Raw genomic sequence first — 14,969 nt, 5'->3', positions numbered from 1 at the left:
ATGCAGCCAGTCGTGCTGATCAGCGGGGTATTGGGGGGCATCGGCCAGGCGGTGCGTGCGCACTTTCTGCAGGCGGGCTGGCAGGTCTTCGGCACCGATCTCGATGGCGCGGCCCTGGCGGCGCTGGAGGCCGAAGGCGGCCTTGCCGGCCAGCACGCCGCCGACCTGCGCCAGGCCAGCGCCAGCCGGGAGGTGGTCGCCAGCGCCCTGGACCGCCTTGGTCGGCTCGATGCCCTGGTCAATTGCGCCGGTGTCTGGCGCGAAGGCCCGGCCGAGACCTTCAGCGAGGAAGACTTCGACCTGGTGCTGGCCGTCAATCTCAAGGCCAGCTTCTTTCTCTGCGCCGCGGCCATTCCCGCGCTGCGGGACACCCGGGGCGCCATCGTCAACCTGAGCAGCGATGCCGGTCGCCAGGGCAATCGCAATGCCGCCGTCTATTGCGCCAGCAAGGGTGCGGTGACCCTGATGACCAAGGCCCTGGCACTGGATCTGGCGCCCAGCGGGGTGCGCTGCAACAGCATTTCGCCCGGCGATGTGGCGACGCCCATGCTGAGCTTTCAGGCCGAGCGCTATGGCGACGGCAATCCCGCCGCCTACCTGCAGGACCTGTTGGCCAAGTATCCGCAAGGTGAAGCGGCGCGCTTCATCCAGCCCGAGGAGGTCGCCGAGCTGGCCTTTTTCCTGTGCCAACCCGCCGCCCGCTCCATCACCGGCGCGGACCTGGCCATCGATTGCGGCGTCTCGGCCGGGCACTGAGCCCGGGCCGATCCGCCCTCCACCCCAAGAGGAATTCGACATGACCACCAGTGGTATCAGCGAAGCCGCCGTGCAGAGCTTTGTCGCGGCCGAACGCGAGCGCTTCCTGGCGCGCAATCCCAAGTCCCTGGCCCTGGCCGAGCGGGCCCGGCACTCGCTGTTCGGCGGTGTGCCGATGCACTGGATGAACGACTGGTCGATGCCCAGCGCGCTGTTCGTCAGCCATGCCCAGGGCTCGCGCTTCCATGACGTCGACGGCCACGAGTACGTCGACTTCTGCCTGGGCGACACCGGCAGCATGTTCGGCCATTCACCGGCACCCATCGCCCGGGCCCTGGCCGAGCAGGGCGCGCGCGGGCTCACGACCATGCTGCCCGGTGAGGATGCCGTGGTCGCCGGGGAACTGCTCGCCGAGCGCTTCGGCCTGCCGTTCTGGCAGGTGGCGACCACCGCCACCGATGCCAACCGCTATGTCATCCGTTGGGCGCGCGCCATCACCAATCGCAAGATGCTGCTGGTGTTCGACGGCTGCTATCACGGCACCGTCGACGATGTCATGGTGCGCCATCAGGAGGGGCGTACCGTGCACCGCGGCGGCCTGATCGGCCAGGCCCACAACCTGGCCGAGACCAGCCGAGCGGTGCCCTTCAATGACCTCGCGGCGCTGGAGGCGGCACTGGCGAAAGGCGACGTCGCCGCGCTGATCTGCGAGCCGGCCATGACCAACATCGGCATGGTGCTGCCCGCCCCGGGGTTCATGGAGCAGGTCCGCGCCCTGACCCGGCAATACGGCACCCTGCTGATCATCGACGAGACCCATACCCTGTCCACCGGTCCCGGTGGCTGCACCCGCGCCTGGAATCTCCAGCCGGACTTCATCACCTTCGGCAAGCCCATCGCCGGGGGCGTGCCCTGTTCGGCCTATGGCTGCAGCCACGAGATGGCCCAGGCCATGCGCCTGGCGCAGCAGCACGCCAGCGAGACCAGCCACGGCCATGGGCACAGCGGCATGGGCACGACGCTGTCGGCCAATGCCCTGGCCATGCGCTGCCTGCGCGTCAGCCTGGAAGAGGTCATGACCCCGGCCGCCTATGCGCGAATGCTGCCGCTGGCGGCGCGACTGGCCGCCGGCCTGCGCGAGGTGATCGCCCGCCATGGCCTGGCCTGGTCGGTGACGGAGCTGGGCGCCCGCTGCGAATTCCAGTTCTGCGCCACGCCGCCCACCACCGGCGCCGAGGCGGAAGCCGCCTTCCACGACAGTCTGCAGCAGGCGCTGCACCTCTACCTGATCAACCGGGGCATCCTCATCACCCCCTTCCACAACATGACCCTGTGCTGCCCGGATCTCGAAGCGGCGGACGTCGACCGCCTGCTGGCCACCCTCGACCAGGCTCTTGGCGAGCTCCTGGCGTTGCCCGGCGCCCGGGAGTGTCAGCCATGAACTTCGCCGATGCCCAAGAAGCCCGTGACTTCCTCGCCGCCCACCCCGAGGTGCGCAGCATCGAACTCATGCTGATCGACGCCAATGGCGTGCCGCGCGGCAAGCTGCTGCACCGTGACGAATTGCTGGCCATCTACGAGGAGGGCCGGCCGCTGCCCAGCTCCATCCTGGCGCTGACCCTGCAGGGGGAAGACGTCGAGGCCACCGGCCTGGTCTGGGAGGTCGCCGATGTCGACTGCTGGACCTATCCGCTGCCCGGCAGCCTGACCCTGCAACCCTGGCGCAGCACCCCGACCGGTCAGGTGCAGGTGAGCATGCACCCGACCCAGGGGCTGCCGGCCACCCCCGCCGATCCCCGGCATGCCCTGGTGCGGGTGATCGAGCGGCTGCAGGCCGACGGCTTCCAGCCGGTGATGGCGGTGGAGCTGGAGTTCTATCTGCTCGACCGCACCCGCGACGCCCAGGGCCGGCCGCAACCGGCGCTGCAGATGAATGGCGTGCGACCCGGCTCGCCGCAGGTCTATGGGGTCTACGAACTGGAGCAGCTGCAGCCCTTTCTCGATGACCTCTACGCCGCCTGCGAGGTGCAGGGCCTGCCGGTGCGCACGGCCATCTCCGAATACGCCCCCGGCCAGCTAGAACTGACCCTGCTGCACCGCGTCGATGCCCTTCAGGCCATCGACGAGGGCATTCGCTACAAGCGCCTGGTCAAGGGGGTCGCCAACCGTCATGGCCTGCAGGCCTGCTTCATGGCCAAGCCGTTCGGCGACCAGGCCGGCAGTGGCCTGCACCTGCACGTCAGCCTGGCGGATGCCGCGGGCAACAACCTCTATGCCAGCGAGGATCCGCAGGGCACGCCACTGCTGCGCCACTCCATCGGTGGCATGCAGCACCGGATGCTGGATGCCCTGGCGATCTTCTGTCCCAACGCCAACTCCTACCGGCGTTTCCAGGCCAACAGCTATGCGCCGCTGGCCAAGAGCTGGGGGGTCAACAACCGCAGCGTGTCCCTGCGCGTACCTGGCGGTCCGGCCAGCAGTCGTCACATCGAGCACCGCATCTGTGGCGCCGATGCCAATCCCTATCTGGCGGCCGCGGCCATCCTCGCCGCCATCCATGAGGGCATCCGTGATGAACGTGACCCGGGCCCGGCCACTGTCGGCAACGGCTACGAGCAGGCCACCGACTTCCTGCCCACCGACTGGCTGACCGCGCTACAGGCGCTGGATCGCTCCAGCTGGATCCGGGAGGCATTGGGGGAGCGCTTCGTCGAGGTGTACCTGGCCATCAAGCGCGCGGAATACCGGCAATTCATGGCCGAGGTGGGCGAGCAGGACTGGCGCTGGTATCTGACCCACGCGTGAGGGCGGTCAGCCAGCCTCGCCCGGCACGGCGGTGATGCGGTTGATGGCGATGATGCCGCCGTTCCAGATCATCTCGACCGGCGCCGCCTGGATGACAGCGGTGACCAGCCGGGGAGTCAGTAGCGCCCAGCAATGACCCGCGGCACGGCGTACCGAGCGATAGCGCAGACCTGGGCAGCCAGTGCGTTTGGCGGCGGCGCCCAGGCTGCGCGCCGCACCATAGTCGTCGGGCTCATAGATGGGATCGGCGGCGTCCAGCACCAGGGCGTCGCGCAGTCCCTGGTCGGAAAAGCTCACCGCCAGATTGCGGAAGACGAAGCGCTCGTACTTCAGCGTCGGCACCTTCGACCAATAGGCTTCCTGGTGATGGCGAACCTCGGCCAGCGCCGTATCGGCGTGATCGGCGAGATAAAGAACGCCGAAGCTGCCATCGCTGAAGCGCGAACCTGCAGGGTTGACGTGGGTGAAGAGGGCCGTTGCATAGGAACAGCCGGGAATGCCGAAGGGAATCTGGTCACGCGGGATCAGCTCCAGACGTCCCAGCTCGTTCTGCAGACGCGGGTTGGTCAGCACCTGGAGCTGGTAGAGCGTTTCGAAATCTTCGGCATCGGCTACGTCATCGAATAGAGCGATGGGTGGAAACTTGGAGTTGACCAGCCGGTGTCCCTGCAGAGGCGCGCCCTTGCGCAGCGGCAGATCCTCCAGCTTTACCACCCTGCACCTCGCAGCACGTCGATACGCCGGAAGGTTTCGTACAGGGCGATCATATCGCCCTGGGCCATGATCTCCAGGGGCGACCGGCCATTGAAGAAGTCGTTGTGGTTGTCCATGGCGACGAAGCCATAGACGTTTTCCGGATTGTCGAAGACCACGCGCAAGGCGGAATGAATGTTCAGGACCAGGCTGATACGTTGCAATTGATCGGTATCCAGGCTGACCGACCACGCCGGATCCTTCTGCAGTGCGCGCGCATAGGTGCTGCGTGAGATACGCAGGATGCGGCAGCTTTGTTCGCTGGAGGCCTGCCACCTGTCGAGGATGTTGAGCGCTGTCCTGAGGCCAACGGTACCTTGGCTCTTCGAAAAGTCAGCTGTCGCGATGGCCGCCTGTAGCATGGCAATGCTCCTCAATCTGCAGATTTAAATATATAAATATTGTGTCTGCAGATAAAGATCGTCGATCTCGTCTTCTCTAGCGGTCGCGCTTGCGACTCTCCAATGCCGTCCGCCATTGCTCATCCCGCCGCGAGGGCCGTCGATGCAGGCGCTCGTCCAGCAGGGCGAGCGCCTTGGCGTGCTCCCCGGCGCGCATGAGTGCAACCAGCAGGGTGTCTTCGATGACCTCGCGCTGGGCGCCACTGCCGCCGATGCGAGCGACGTCCGCGCGCAGCGGTTCCAGCAGCCAGGCGCAACCTGGGTAGTCCTCCTCGGCAAAAGCCAGCAGGGCGCGGCAGAGCAGGGGGACTACCGGTCCGGCGGCCAGGCCGCCGTCGCGCAGGCGGCTTTCCAGTCCAGCGATACGGGCTTCCACCGCCAGACGATCCCCGATCGCTGCGGCGATCAGCGCCATATGGACGTCGGCGAAGGCCAGTCCCGGTTGCTGGAACAGCCCCTCCGCACTGGCGGCGGTGGCCTGCCAGAGCTCGGCGGGCACCTCATGGCCATAGAGTCCCAGGCGCCAGAGAAAGGAGGCGTTGTCGCTGACCCGATTGAGCGGGCCGGCGGTGGACGCCGCCGGCGCCACGAAGCGCTGATAGAGGTCCAGCGCGCCCTGGCTGTCGCCCTGTTCCAGGGCCACCAGGGCGCCATGCCAGGCGATATGCCCATTCAGGGTGCCGTGGCGCGGATACTCGGGCAGCCAGCCGGCGATCAGGGCCTGCGTGGCCTGGCTGTCGCCGGATTCGTGCAGGACATGGGTCAGGGCATGGGCCGCATTGACGTTGTGGCGGCGCAGCTCGAGCGCCCGCTCGGCAAGCACTCGACCGCGGACCACATCGCCGTTCTCGCCATGGGACCAGCCGCGGTAGGTCAGGAACCACCAGTCGTCCGCGGCGAAATGGCGGGCATGGCGTTCGCAGAGGTCGACCCGCGCCTGGTCGTGATCGGCCCGCCCGGAAAACGCCAGCAAGCCAAAGGCCCCCAGAGGCAGGCCAAGGATCAGGATGTCGCGTGGCCAGCGCTCGGCATGTTCCAGCGCGCCCTGCAGCGCCCGCGCGCCTTCCCCGCCGATCAGTCGCCGCAGGACCTCGACATGGCTGCGCTCGCGCTCCGTGCCAAGCCGCTCGACCAGCCGCTGCGCCCGCGCGATGGTCTCCCGGGCCGCGCCGGCCTGGTTGTCGATCAGCTGCAGCCGCGCCCGTGCTGCCAGCGCCAGCGCGAAATCAGGATCGGCCGCGATCGCCTCGTCCAGCGCCTCGGCCGCCCCGGGCCAGAGCGACAGCAGCAGGTCCACGCCGGCCTGATAGCGCTCGGCGGCGTGGGCGGAAGGGGTGGACAGGGGATGGTCGTAGCGGTCGGTGGGAAAGGAAGGCATCTTCAACCTGGACTAACGGAACGGGGGTCTTCGGCAGCATGCCGTGACGGCTCATGCTGCCTAGATAGCAGGCCCCGCGTCCGAAGGGTACTGCAGCTCATTGGCGCAGGGCGTGAGAACGCCTCATACCGGTGGGGGCTCAGAACAACTCGGCGATCGTTCGCTCCCCCAGCGCCAGGCCGATGCTCATGCCGAGCCCGGTATGCATCAATACGGCGGTGATCTGCGGATCGACCTCCAGCACGCTGTAGGGCCCGGGTCCACGGGCACCGTAGACGCCTTGCCAGCGCTCCAGCACCTCCAGGCGGTCGCCCAGCGTCTGTTCCGCCAATTCCAGCAGCAGACGATCGACGTGTTCGGCGTTGAAGGGCGACGCATCGCTGCCGTAGTCGTGGGAATCGCCAATGATGAGGTCGCCCTGTGGGGTGGGACTCATCAGCAGGTGGATGCCCAGGGTCGCCAGTTCCGGTTGTTGCTGGCGGATTTCCGCGCGGATCGCCGCGGCTTCCGGCAGATCGGCGAAGGCGCCGTAGTGCACGCAACTCAGCCCGGTCAGCACCGCGTGCTGCAGATCCAGTGGACGGGTACAGCGGGCGCGCAGCATTTGCAGACGGCAGACCTGGGGTTCCAGGGTCGCCAGTTGCTCGGCCAGCAGCGTCTGGTAGTCGTGTCCCGAGCAGACCAGGATGTGGCCGGCGGTGAAACGGCCCGCAGTTGTCAGGGCTGCGCCCGGTGTCACATCGCGTACCAGGGTGGAGAAATGAAATTCCACCCCCAGGCCGCGCAGGAACTCGACGATCTGCGGCAGCGCCGCGCGGGAATAGAGCTGCTGATCGTCCAGGCCATGCAGGGCGGCGCGGTGGTGGGCGAAGCGGCCCTGGTAGAGGTGGTCGAGCGCTGCGCCGCGCAGCAGCTCGACACGATAGCCCAGCTCCCGGGCGCGTCCGGCGCAGAAGGCGTCGAGCAGGGCTTCTTCGGCAGGGGTGCGGGCGAACAGCAGGGATCCGCGCTGCAGCAGGGATAGTCCCGCCGCACCCGCCAGTTCGGCCCAGAGCCTTTGCGAGCGTTGCGCCAGCTCCAGCATGTTGCCAGGCGCCTGACCGGTGACCAGGGCCTGGCCGAAGTTGCGGATGGATGCGCCGAGCGGCGTATGGCTGCGTTCGATGACCCTTACCCTGAGGCCGCGGCGAACCGCGGCCCAGGCGTGGGCCAGGCCGAGGATACCGGCACCGACCACCAGCAGATCACATTCGTGCTGACTCATGAGAAGACTCCCGGATTCAAGGTTTGCGCGGTTCGGATTTGCCGTCGTAGCGCTGGCGCCATTCGGCGAGGATGCGCTCGCGGTTCTGTGCGGCCCAGGCGAAGTCATTGGGGGCCAGGCGCTGCTCGTAGTTGGCGGGAAGCTCGGCCATGGGCGTGGCGATACCGGGTTGTGCCAGGACGGCGAAATTGGCCTTGTAGAGATTCATGGCCGCCGAGCTCGCCGAGAAATCAGCCAGTTTGCGCGCCGCCTTCAGATGCTCGGTGCCCTTGACGATGGCGGTCGCCTCGATCTCCCAACCCAGGCCCTCGGCGGGTAGTACGATCTCCAGGGGCGCGCCCTTGCGCTTGAGTTGCACCGCCGGGTATTCGAAGGAAATGCCGATGGGAAACTCGCCGGCTGCCGCCTGCTTGCAGGGCTTGGAGCCGGAATGGGTGTATTGGCCGATGTTCCGGTGCAGGCGATCCATGTAGTCCCAGCCCTTGGCCTCGCCGAACATTTGCAGCCAGGCGCTGACGTCCAAGTAGCCGGTGCCGGAGGAAGCCGGGTTGGGCATCACGATCTTGCCCTGGTACTCGGGACGGGTGAGGTCTTCCCAGGTCTTGGGCAGCGGCAGGCCCTGGCGCTCCGCCTCGACGCGGTTCACGCAGAGGGTCGCTGCCCATACATCCATGCCCACCCACGCCGGCGGATTGGCCGCGTCGCGATAGCGCGCCCCGATCTGCGCCAGGTTCTGCGGCGCATAGGGCTGCAGCAGTCCCTGCTTTTCCAGGATCGCCAGGCTCGAGGCGGCCAGGCCCCAGATGACATCGGCCTGGGGGCGATCCTTCTCGGCGAGCAGCTTGGCCGTGACGATGCCGGTGGAGTCCCGTACCCACTTGAGGTGGATGTCCGGATGCTGGGCTTCGAAGGCCTCCTGGTAAGGCTTTAGCTGCTCGACCTCCAGGGCACTGTAGACAGTGAGTTCGGTGGCGGCCTGGGCGGGTAGCAGCCAGGCGCAGGCCAGGGTAGCGGCCAGGGCGGTACGCAGGAACATGGTCGGATCTCCTCGGGAAGGGCTGGTCAGCTGGCCTGAGGGCTTTCGCCCCGGGCCAGGCGGGTGTCGATGTCGGCCACCACCACCGGCAACTCGGCAAGGGTGTCGATCTGGTAGTGCGGACGACTGGGGGCGAGCAGGGCGTCGATCCGCGTGCGCTCCGCGGTCAGGCGCGCGGCGGGCAGGGCCTGGTAGTCCTCCCAGGACAGGCCCAGGTGATTGCCGGAGCAGCGCAGCGCGACCGTCCACATCCCGGCGCGACGGCCTTCGAGCAGGCCGGGCGCGGTGTCGTCGACCTTGACGCAGGCGGCGACGTCGTCGATGCCCAGGGCGATGACGTTGGCCAGCGCCTGGGCCGGTCCGGGACGGGCCTTGGGCACCTCGTCGGCGGCCACCACGTGATCGGGTCGATAGCCCGCCGCGGCGGCCAATTCATTTACCCGGGTCATCACCGTGCGCGGATAGCCGGAGCAGCTGCCGATTTTCAGCCCGCGGGCGCGCAGGGCGGCGATGGCCTCCAGGGCGCCGGGAATCAGCGCCGAATGCTCGGCGACCCGGGCGATCTGCAAGGGCATGAAGCGCTCGTAGAGCGCCGTCACGTCGGCATCGCTGGGCAGGCGGCCGAAGCGGCGGGCGAAGCGCTCGGCCACCGCAGGCTGATCGCAAAGCGCGCGGATGTGATCCCACTTGCCCAGGCCCATGGGCACTCGGGCCTCAGCGAGGCTGAGTTCGACGTCGAATTCGGCGAAGGCCTCGACGAAGATGCGCGTGGGCGCGAAGGAGCCGAAGTCGATCACGGTGCCGGCCCAGTCCAGGATGGCGGCCTGCAGGCGGGTGGGGGCTTGATAGTCCATGGGCGAGGTCCTTGGGGTCAGGAAGCGGTGGGGGCGCGCCAGGCCTGGGTGTGGCGCAGCAGCCCACGGGAGAGTCCGGCGAGCAGCAGCGAGACGCCGGCGCTGGTGAGCAGGATCAGGGTGGCCATGGCGGCGGCGCCGCCGACGTTGCCGGCATCGTCCAGATTGAGCACGGCGATGGCGGCCAGCAGGCTGTCGGGGCTGTAGAGGAAGATGGCGGCGGATACCGTGGTCATGGCCGAGACGAACAGGTAGCGGATGCTGTCCAGCAGCGCCGGCAGGCACAGCGGCAGGGCCACCCGCAGGAAGTGCAGGGCCAGGGGCACCTTGAGCGAGCGGGCGACGGCTTCGAACTCGTCATCCAGCTGGCGCTGGGCGGTGGCGGCGGTGAGCTGGGCCGTGGTGAGGAAGTGCGCCACCGTACAGACCGCCAGCAGCGGCAGGCCGCCATAGAGCCCGTGCAGCGGATTGGCCGGCAGGTTGTAGAAGAAGACGTACCCCAGTCCCAGTACCAGCCCGGGTACCGCCATGGGGATGAAGCACAGCAGCCGCAACAGACGGGTCAGGGCGGTCTGGGGCGTCTTTTCCAGCAGGTAGGTGCTGGTGAAGATCAGCAGTCCGCCCAGCAGGGCGCTGCTGCTGGCCAGGACCAGGCTGTTGCCATAGGCCTGCCAACCGCCCGGCAGGTCGGAAAAGGCGTAGTTGTGCAGCGACAGGGACAGGTCGTAGGGCCAGAAGCGCACCAGCGACGAATAGACCGCGGTGCCGAAGACCCCGACCAGCAGGGTGCAGACCAGCACCACCAGCAGGAGCAGGCCGCCGTCGCGCAGTGGCGCCGGTCGCGAGCGGTAGACCTGTGCTCGACCATCCAGGGCACCGCGCTGGCGGCGCAGCCAGAGATCCACGGCGAAGCTGAGCAGCGCCGGCAGTAACAGGCAGAGACCGATCAGGGCGCCGCGGCCGAATTGCTGCTGGCCCATGACCACCTTGTAGGCTTCCAGTGCCAGGGTCTGGTAGTTGCCACCCACCACCACCGGCACGCCGAAATCGGTGATGCAGAGGCTCAGCACCAGGCAGCTCGCGGCAAACACACCCTGGCGGGTCGCCGGCCACACCAGGGTACGAAAGGCCCGCCAGGGCGAGGCACCCAGGCTGGCGGCGGCGTCGAACAGCCGCGCATCGGCCAGCGCCAGGCTCCCGAGCAGGACCATGAGCGCATGGGGAAAGGTATAGAGCGCCTGGCCCAGAGCGATTCCCCAGAAGCCGTAGATGTTGTCGGCTACCAGTCCGCGCAGCAGCCCCTGGTTACCGAACAGGTAGATCAGCGCGATGCCGGGCAGCATGGACGGCGCCAGCAGCGGTAACAGCGACAAGCCCCGCCAGAGTGTCTTGGCCGGCAGACAGGCGCGCTGCAGGGCATAGGCGAACAGATAGGCCACCGGCACCACCAGGGCGACCACCGTGCCGGCAGTGGCCAGACTGTTGCCCAGCAACCAGCGGAAGTGCGCGCTGACAAGGAACTCCAGTGCACTGGGCAGGCCGCCGCCCTGACCCGGATCGCCGGCCAGGCCGCGCCAGAAGATGGCCAGCAGCGGCAGCACCACGGCTAGCAGGAGCAGGACCAGCAGCAGGCCCTGGCCACCCAGGACGAAGACCCGGTCGGCCAGATCGCTGGCGGGGCGGCGCGAGAGACGCGGCAGGGCAAGACGCCGGGCGAGGATCATGGGGCGAACACCTGCAGGGCATGTGGGGGCAGGGCGACGTTCAGGGCGCCGCCGGGCAGCAGGCTGGCCGCCTCCGGCGGCAGTTCGGCGGTCAGCGGCACGCCGGGCAGGCTATCCAGTTCGAAGCCCAGGCGGCAGCGGTTGCCGAGAAACACCCGCTCCCGCACCCGACCCGCTAGCAGATTGGGCTGAGGCGTCGGCGGATTGACCTGGATCGCCTCCGGTCGGCAGAACAGCCGCCCTGGCCCCGTGGGCAGGGCCGTCGCCACCTGGAGTGCGCGCTCGCCGATCCAGGCGACGCCTGCGCGCCCCTCGAAGGGCAGCCAATTGCCCTGGCCGATGAAGGCGGCGACGAAGGGGCTCGCCGGTTGGCGATAGAGGATGTCCGGGGCGGCGTATTGCTCGACCCGGCCCCGGTTGAGCACCGCGATGCGATCGGCCATCAGCAGGGCTTCGTCCTGGTCGTGGGTGACCATCAGGGTGGTGATGCCGAGTCGGCGCTGCAGGGCGCGCAACTCGCCGCACAGGCGCTCGCGGACCTGGGCGTCCAGCGCCGACAGCGGCTCGTCCAGCAGCAACAGCGAAGGGCGGGGCGCCAGCGCCCGGGCGAGGGCGACTCTTTGCTGCTGGCCGCCGGACAACTGGCCGGGATGCTTGCGCTCGCTACCGCCGAGGTCGACCAGCTCCAGCAATTCGGCCACCCGCGCACGAATGTCCGCTCTTGACCAGCCCTGCAAGCCATAGGCGATGTTGGCAGCCACGTCGAGGTGGGGGAACAGCGCATAGGACTGGAACAGGATGCCGTAGTCGCGGGCTTGCGGCGGCAGCCGCGAGACGTCGCGTCCGCCGAAGAGGATGTGTCCGGCGTCCTGTCGCTCCAGCCCGGCGATGCAGCGCAGCAGGGTGGTCTTGCCGCAGCCGGAGGGTCCGAGCAGGCAGACCAGCTCGCCGGCAGTGACCTCCAGGTCGACGCCGTCCAGCGCCACGAAGTCTTCGAAGCGCTTGTGCAGTCCAGTCAGGCGTAGATCGACGGTAGCCATGGCGGTGACCTCGGGTAGCGGGAGACGAGGTCAATGCTGGGCGCCGGGCGCGACGCCTTGATGGCAGTTGAGCCAAACCTGCCGATAGTGGTATCGGCGAATTTGGGTAGCGCCGGTCAGCGCTGGGCGCGTTCCCGGGCCACGGCGAGAAAGGCCGCTGGCAGACGTGCCTGGCGTCGCTCCTTGAGGCAATAGAGGTATTCGGTGATGGTGGGCGCTTGCTCCAGCTCGATCACCCGCAGGGCGGGATGATCCGGCACCTCGTGCCGGGCGATCACCGCCACCCCGAGGCCACGCAGCGCCGCCTCGCGGATCGATTCGCGACTGCCGATCTCCAGCAGGCTGCCCAGTTGCACGCCGGCCGCCGCCAGCCAACGCTCGGTGAGCTGGCGGGTGACGGAACCCGCTTCGCGACACAGCAGGCACTCACCGGCCAGGGCGGCGGGCGGTAAAAGGTGGCGTCCGGCCAGGGGATGGCTGCGGTGCACCGTCAGTACCAGCGGATCCTCGCCCAGGACCAGCCGACTGAAGTGCGGGTCCTGCTCCAGTTGCGATGACGCCGCTAGATCGACGCGATAGTCTTCCAGCGCCTCCACCACCTGCTGTGAGTTGCCGATGGTCAGGGTCACCTCGATGCGTGGATGACGCGCCCGGAAGGCGCTCAGCAGATCCAGCATGTAATAGGGCGCGGTGGCGGCGAGACGTAATCTGCCCTGCAGCTGGCCGCTGTTGCGGAGCAGGAAGTCGATGTCGGCTTCGCGTTGCAGGAGCTCCTGCACTCTGGGCAGCAACTGCACCCCTACCTCGCTGAGCATCAGCCGCCGGCCGCCGCGATGGAACAGCTCGATGCCGTAATGGGCTTCCAGGTTGCGGATCTGGGTGGTCACCGTCGGCTGGCTCAGGCCAAGCTTCTTGGCCGCCTGGGTGATGCTGCCCAGCCGGGCGACCATGTGAAACGCCTTGAGCTCCTGGCTGAGCATGGTTGGTCAGGCTCCGGAAAGACGACTACGGGAAGGGACGAGGCGCACACCTTAGCCGCCTGATCGCAGGCCCGGAAGAGGCAGTCCACCCGCTGCGGCTGAGCTACGGGACGGCATCCACGTCGGCGACCAGCAACTGCCCCGATACGTAGGCGGCCGCATCCGAGGCGAGAAAGGCCACATAGCGAGCAAAGGCGAGGGAGGCGGTCTGCTGGCCTGCCAGCGCGGTTGGTGACGACCTGGCGGTCGGGATGAGGGCGTTGACCTTAAGGCCCTGGGCATCGTATTCGGCGGCCAGGGTGCGTACCAGCCCATGTATGCCGCTCTGCAACGAGGTTGCGATGGCCTGTCCCGCGACGAAGCGATGCGCCGCGCAGGAGGTGAGCCAGATCAGCCTGCCGTTGCCACCTTGGAGCATTCCCGGTAGCAGCCGGCGTACCAGCGCGAGAGGTCCGGTCCACAACAGCTGGCACGCCCGCGCCCAGGCAGCGTCGTCCAGCCCGGCACTGTAGCCGTCAGGCAGCGCAGGGGCATTGAGCACCAGGATGTCCGGTTGGCAGCCGATCGCCGCGAGGTGCTCGGCGCAATGACGTACCGACGCGGGCACGAGGAAATCCAGCTGCACACTATCGGTCTGGGCGGCGCCCAGGGGGTCACTGGACGCCCGAATCACCCTAACACCATTGCGGATCAAGGCTTCGGCGATAAGGCCGCCGAGGCCCTGGTGACCTTCGCAGACAAGGGCGGTGCGGGTATGGCAGGACACTAGGCGGTTTCCTGTATGCAGGCGCGCGACGTTCGCGAAGACTCAGGCGGCGAACAATTGGTAGAGCGGTGGCAAGGTCGATACCAGCAGCGCGACTGCCATGCCCAGGTTGAAGCGGCGCGCGCGCCGCGCATCCGCGAGCCATCCGCGCAGCGCACTGCCGACCAGCGCCCAGACACCGACGCCAGGAAGACTCAGCATGGCCAGCAGCAGTGCAGCCAGTATCACGTTCGGGGCGTGATGCTCGACCGGGATATAGGCTGCCGCTGCACTGATCGACACCGTCCACGCCTTGGGATTGATCCACTGAAAGGCCGCGCCGGCGAGCAATCCCATGGGCGCGGCAGGTTCCGCGTCGAGCCGGATCGGACCACTGCGCGCGATCCGCCAGGCCAATAGCAGGAGGTAGCCGAGTCCCAAGGCACTCACTAGCAGATGCAGCCCTGGCAGGGCCAGGAAAAACGCGCCCAGCCCAAGGCCGATTACCACCAGCTGCAGGCCCACGCCAAGGGCGATGCCGAGGACCAGGGGCAGGGTCCGGCGTATCCCGACCTGAGCGCCACTGGCCAGTACCAGGGCGTTATTGGGTCCGGGCGTAGCGGTCATGATGAGGCCGAAAAGGAGGAAGGGCAGGAGAACGCTGAGGTCAGTCATGGACAAGATTGTTGTGGAGTGACGATATTGGATGGCTATTTTATTGCGCATCCATTGGTTTAAGATTGCATAGATAAGCAATAAGGCTTCTCGGGTGCAATGAATGACTGATCTTGACCGTCTTGACCGTCGAATATTGCGTGAGCTGGAAAAGGATGCGCGCCAGACCAACGTGAAGCTGGCTGAGCGGGTCGGCCTGTCACCTTCGGCCTGCCTGCGGCGGGTGCAGGAGCTGGAACGCTCCGGGATCATCAAGGGCTATCGGGCGGTGGTGGACCGCACGCGGATGGGCATCGGCTTCATCGTCTACGTCGCCGTGGGCATGTCCTGCCATGGTCGCGAAGAGCTGGATGCCTTCGAGGCGGCCATCAGCGATTCGGCCTTCGTGGTGGAGTGCCACACCGTCACCGGCGCCGTGGAGTACCTGCTGCGGGTGGAGGTGGCCGACATGCTGGCCTACCGCGCTTTCCATACCCAGGTACTTGGCGTGCTGCCGCACGTGAACTCGGTGGTCAGCTACATCGTCATGGACACGGCCAAGGACGAGCGTGCCTAGCG

The 14,969-nt window shown here is 67.6% G+C and carries 15 protein-coding genes; 4 read left to right on the top strand and 11 right to left on the bottom strand.

The genetic code is table 11. The annotated features are described in order from the left end of the window. Genes DBY63_RS09440 through DBY63_RS09430 form a run of 3 tightly spaced genes read left to right on the top strand, consistent with a single transcriptional unit; the run spans position 1 to position 3,561 of the window. On the top strand, positions 1-756 hold the full coding sequence (locus DBY63_RS09440; protein ID WP_108581751.1) for an SDR family oxidoreductase: 756 nt from the start codon (positions 1-3) through the stop codon (positions 754-756). Positions 757-796: 40 nt separating this feature from the next. Beyond that, entirely contained in the window at positions 797-2,197 is a 1,401-nt protein-coding gene (locus tag DBY63_RS09435) for an aspartate aminotransferase family protein (RefSeq protein WP_074583680.1), read from the top strand. Continuing rightward, a complete protein-coding gene (locus tag DBY63_RS09430; protein ID WP_108581750.1) occupies positions 2,194-3,561 on the top strand; it encodes a glutamine synthetase family protein in 1,368 nt (455 codons plus the stop codon). The genes DBY63_RS09435 and DBY63_RS09430 overlap by 4 nt, the downstream gene beginning before the upstream one ends. A gap of 6 nt (positions 3,562-3,567) precedes the next feature. Here the strand turns inward: DBY63_RS09430 and DBY63_RS09425 are convergent, their stop codons facing one another. The 11 genes from DBY63_RS09425 to DBY63_RS09375 all read right to left on the bottom strand — a co-directional run bounded on the left by DBY63_RS09425 (position 3,568) and on the right by DBY63_RS09375 (position 14,411). After that, the gene (locus tag DBY63_RS09425) at positions 3,568-4,275 is read right to left on the bottom strand and encodes an RES family NAD+ phosphorylase (RefSeq protein ID WP_108581749.1); all 708 of its coding nucleotides are present in this window, start codon (positions 4,273-4,275) and stop codon (positions 3,568-3,570) included. Beyond that, positions 4,269-4,676, bottom strand: coding sequence for an antitoxin Xre-like helix-turn-helix domain-containing protein (locus tag DBY63_RS09420; protein WP_108581748.1), 408 nt, complete (start codon positions 4,674-4,676; stop codon positions 4,269-4,271). The genes DBY63_RS09425 and DBY63_RS09420 overlap by 7 nt, the downstream gene beginning before the upstream one ends. Before the next feature lie 76 nt (positions 4,677-4,752). Continuing rightward, on the bottom strand, positions 4,753-6,093 hold the full coding sequence (locus DBY63_RS09415; RefSeq protein ID WP_108581747.1) for a tetratricopeptide repeat protein: 1,341 nt from the start codon (positions 6,091-6,093) through the stop codon (positions 4,753-4,755). Positions 6,094-6,232: 139 nt separating this feature from the next. After that, a complete protein-coding gene (locus tag DBY63_RS09410; RefSeq protein ID WP_108581746.1) occupies positions 6,233-7,357 on the bottom strand; it encodes a TIGR03364 family FAD-dependent oxidoreductase in 1,125 nt (374 codons plus the stop codon). Between the two features lie 16 nt (positions 7,358-7,373). Beyond that, positions 7,374-8,393, bottom strand: a complete 1,020-nt coding sequence (locus DBY63_RS09405; protein ID WP_108581745.1) for a putative 2-aminoethylphosphonate ABC transporter substrate-binding protein — start codon at positions 8,391-8,393, stop codon at positions 7,374-7,376. A 26-nt stretch (positions 8,394-8,419) separates the two neighbouring features. Then, complete coding sequence (gene phnX / locus DBY63_RS09400; RefSeq protein ID WP_108581744.1) at positions 8,420-9,247, bottom strand: phosphonoacetaldehyde hydrolase; 828 nt, start codon at positions 9,245-9,247, stop codon at positions 8,420-8,422. Between the two features lie 17 nt (positions 9,248-9,264). After that, the gene (locus DBY63_RS09395) at positions 9,265-10,971 is read right to left on the bottom strand and encodes a putative 2-aminoethylphosphonate ABC transporter permease subunit (RefSeq protein WP_108581743.1); all 1,707 of its coding nucleotides are present in this window, start codon (positions 10,969-10,971) and stop codon (positions 9,265-9,267) included. Then, positions 10,968-12,011, bottom strand: a complete 1,044-nt coding sequence (locus DBY63_RS09390; RefSeq protein WP_042134169.1) for a putative 2-aminoethylphosphonate ABC transporter ATP-binding protein — start codon at positions 12,009-12,011, stop codon at positions 10,968-10,970. The genes DBY63_RS09395 and DBY63_RS09390 overlap by 4 nt, the downstream gene beginning before the upstream one ends. 116 nt (positions 12,012-12,127) lie before the next feature. After that, positions 12,128-12,991, bottom strand: coding sequence for a LysR substrate-binding domain-containing protein (locus tag DBY63_RS09385; protein WP_108581742.1), 864 nt, complete (start codon positions 12,989-12,991; stop codon positions 12,128-12,130). A 103-nt stretch (positions 12,992-13,094) separates the two neighbouring features. Then, positions 13,095-13,757: an SDR family oxidoreductase gene (locus DBY63_RS09380; RefSeq protein ID WP_158541722.1), complete on the bottom strand. Its 663-nt coding sequence runs from the start codon at positions 13,755-13,757 to the stop codon at positions 13,095-13,097. A 42-nt stretch (positions 13,758-13,799) separates the two neighbouring features. After that, positions 13,800-14,411, bottom strand: a complete 612-nt coding sequence (locus DBY63_RS09375; RefSeq protein WP_108581740.1) for a LysE family transporter — start codon at positions 14,409-14,411, stop codon at positions 13,800-13,802. A gap of 103 nt (positions 14,412-14,514) precedes the next feature. Here DBY63_RS09375 and DBY63_RS09370 point away from each other — a divergent pair, with 103 nt between their 5' ends. Next, positions 14,515-14,967, top strand: coding sequence for an Lrp/AsnC family transcriptional regulator (locus tag DBY63_RS09370; protein WP_108581739.1), 453 nt, complete (start codon positions 14,515-14,517; stop codon positions 14,965-14,967). Positions 14,968-14,969 lie beyond the last annotated feature (2 nt).

It is taken from the genome of Pseudomonas sp. RIT411 (assembly GCF_003057735.2).
In the GTDB taxonomy this organism is placed as follows: Bacteria; Pseudomonadota; Gammaproteobacteria; order Pseudomonadales; family Pseudomonadaceae; genus Chryseomonas; species Chryseomonas oryzihabitans.
Note: the sequence above shows the minus strand (reverse complement) of the source record. Positions and strands in the feature narration are given on the sequence as shown.

Bases quoted from the DNA above. Each gene is read 5' to 3' on its own strand.
- DBY63_RS09440 (WP_108581751.1), top strand. From the start codon at position 1: ATGCAGCCAGTCGTGCTGATCAGCGGGGTATTGGGGGGCATCGGCCAG.
- DBY63_RS09435 (WP_074583680.1), top strand. From the start codon at position 797: ATGACCACCAGTGGTATCAGCGAAGCCGCCGTGCAGAGCTTTGTCGCG.
- DBY63_RS09430 (WP_108581750.1), top strand. From the start codon at position 2,194: ATGAACTTCGCCGATGCCCAAGAAGCCCGTGACTTCCTCGCCGCCCAC.
- DBY63_RS09420 (WP_108581748.1), bottom strand. From the start codon at position 4,676: ATGCTACAGGCGGCCATCGCGACAGCTGACTTTTCGAAGAGCCAAGGT.
- DBY63_RS09415 (WP_108581747.1), bottom strand. From the start codon at position 6,093: ATGCCTTCCTTTCCCACCGACCGCTACGACCATCCCCTGTCCACCCCT.
- DBY63_RS09410 (WP_108581746.1), bottom strand. From the start codon at position 7,357: ATGAGTCAGCACGAATGTGATCTGCTGGTGGTCGGTGCCGGTATCCTC.
- DBY63_RS09405 (WP_108581745.1), bottom strand. From the start codon at position 8,393: ATGTTCCTGCGTACCGCCCTGGCCGCTACCCTGGCCTGCGCCTGGCTG.
- phnX (WP_108581744.1), bottom strand. From the start codon at position 9,247: ATGGACTATCAAGCCCCCACCCGCCTGCAGGCCGCCATCCTGGACTGG.
- DBY63_RS09395 (WP_108581743.1), bottom strand. From the start codon at position 10,971: ATGATCCTCGCCCGGCGTCTTGCCCTGCCGCGTCTCTCGCGCCGCCCC.
- DBY63_RS09390 (WP_042134169.1), bottom strand. From the start codon at position 12,011: ATGGCTACCGTCGATCTACGCCTGACTGGACTGCACAAGCGCTTCGAA.
- DBY63_RS09385 (WP_108581742.1), bottom strand. From the start codon at position 12,991: ATGCTCAGCCAGGAGCTCAAGGCGTTTCACATGGTCGCCCGGCTGGGC.
- DBY63_RS09375 (WP_108581740.1), bottom strand. From the start codon at position 14,411: ATGACTGACCTCAGCGTTCTCCTGCCCTTCCTCCTTTTCGGCCTCATC.
- DBY63_RS09370 (WP_108581739.1), top strand. From the start codon at position 14,515: ATGACTGATCTTGACCGTCTTGACCGTCGAATATTGCGTGAGCTGGAA.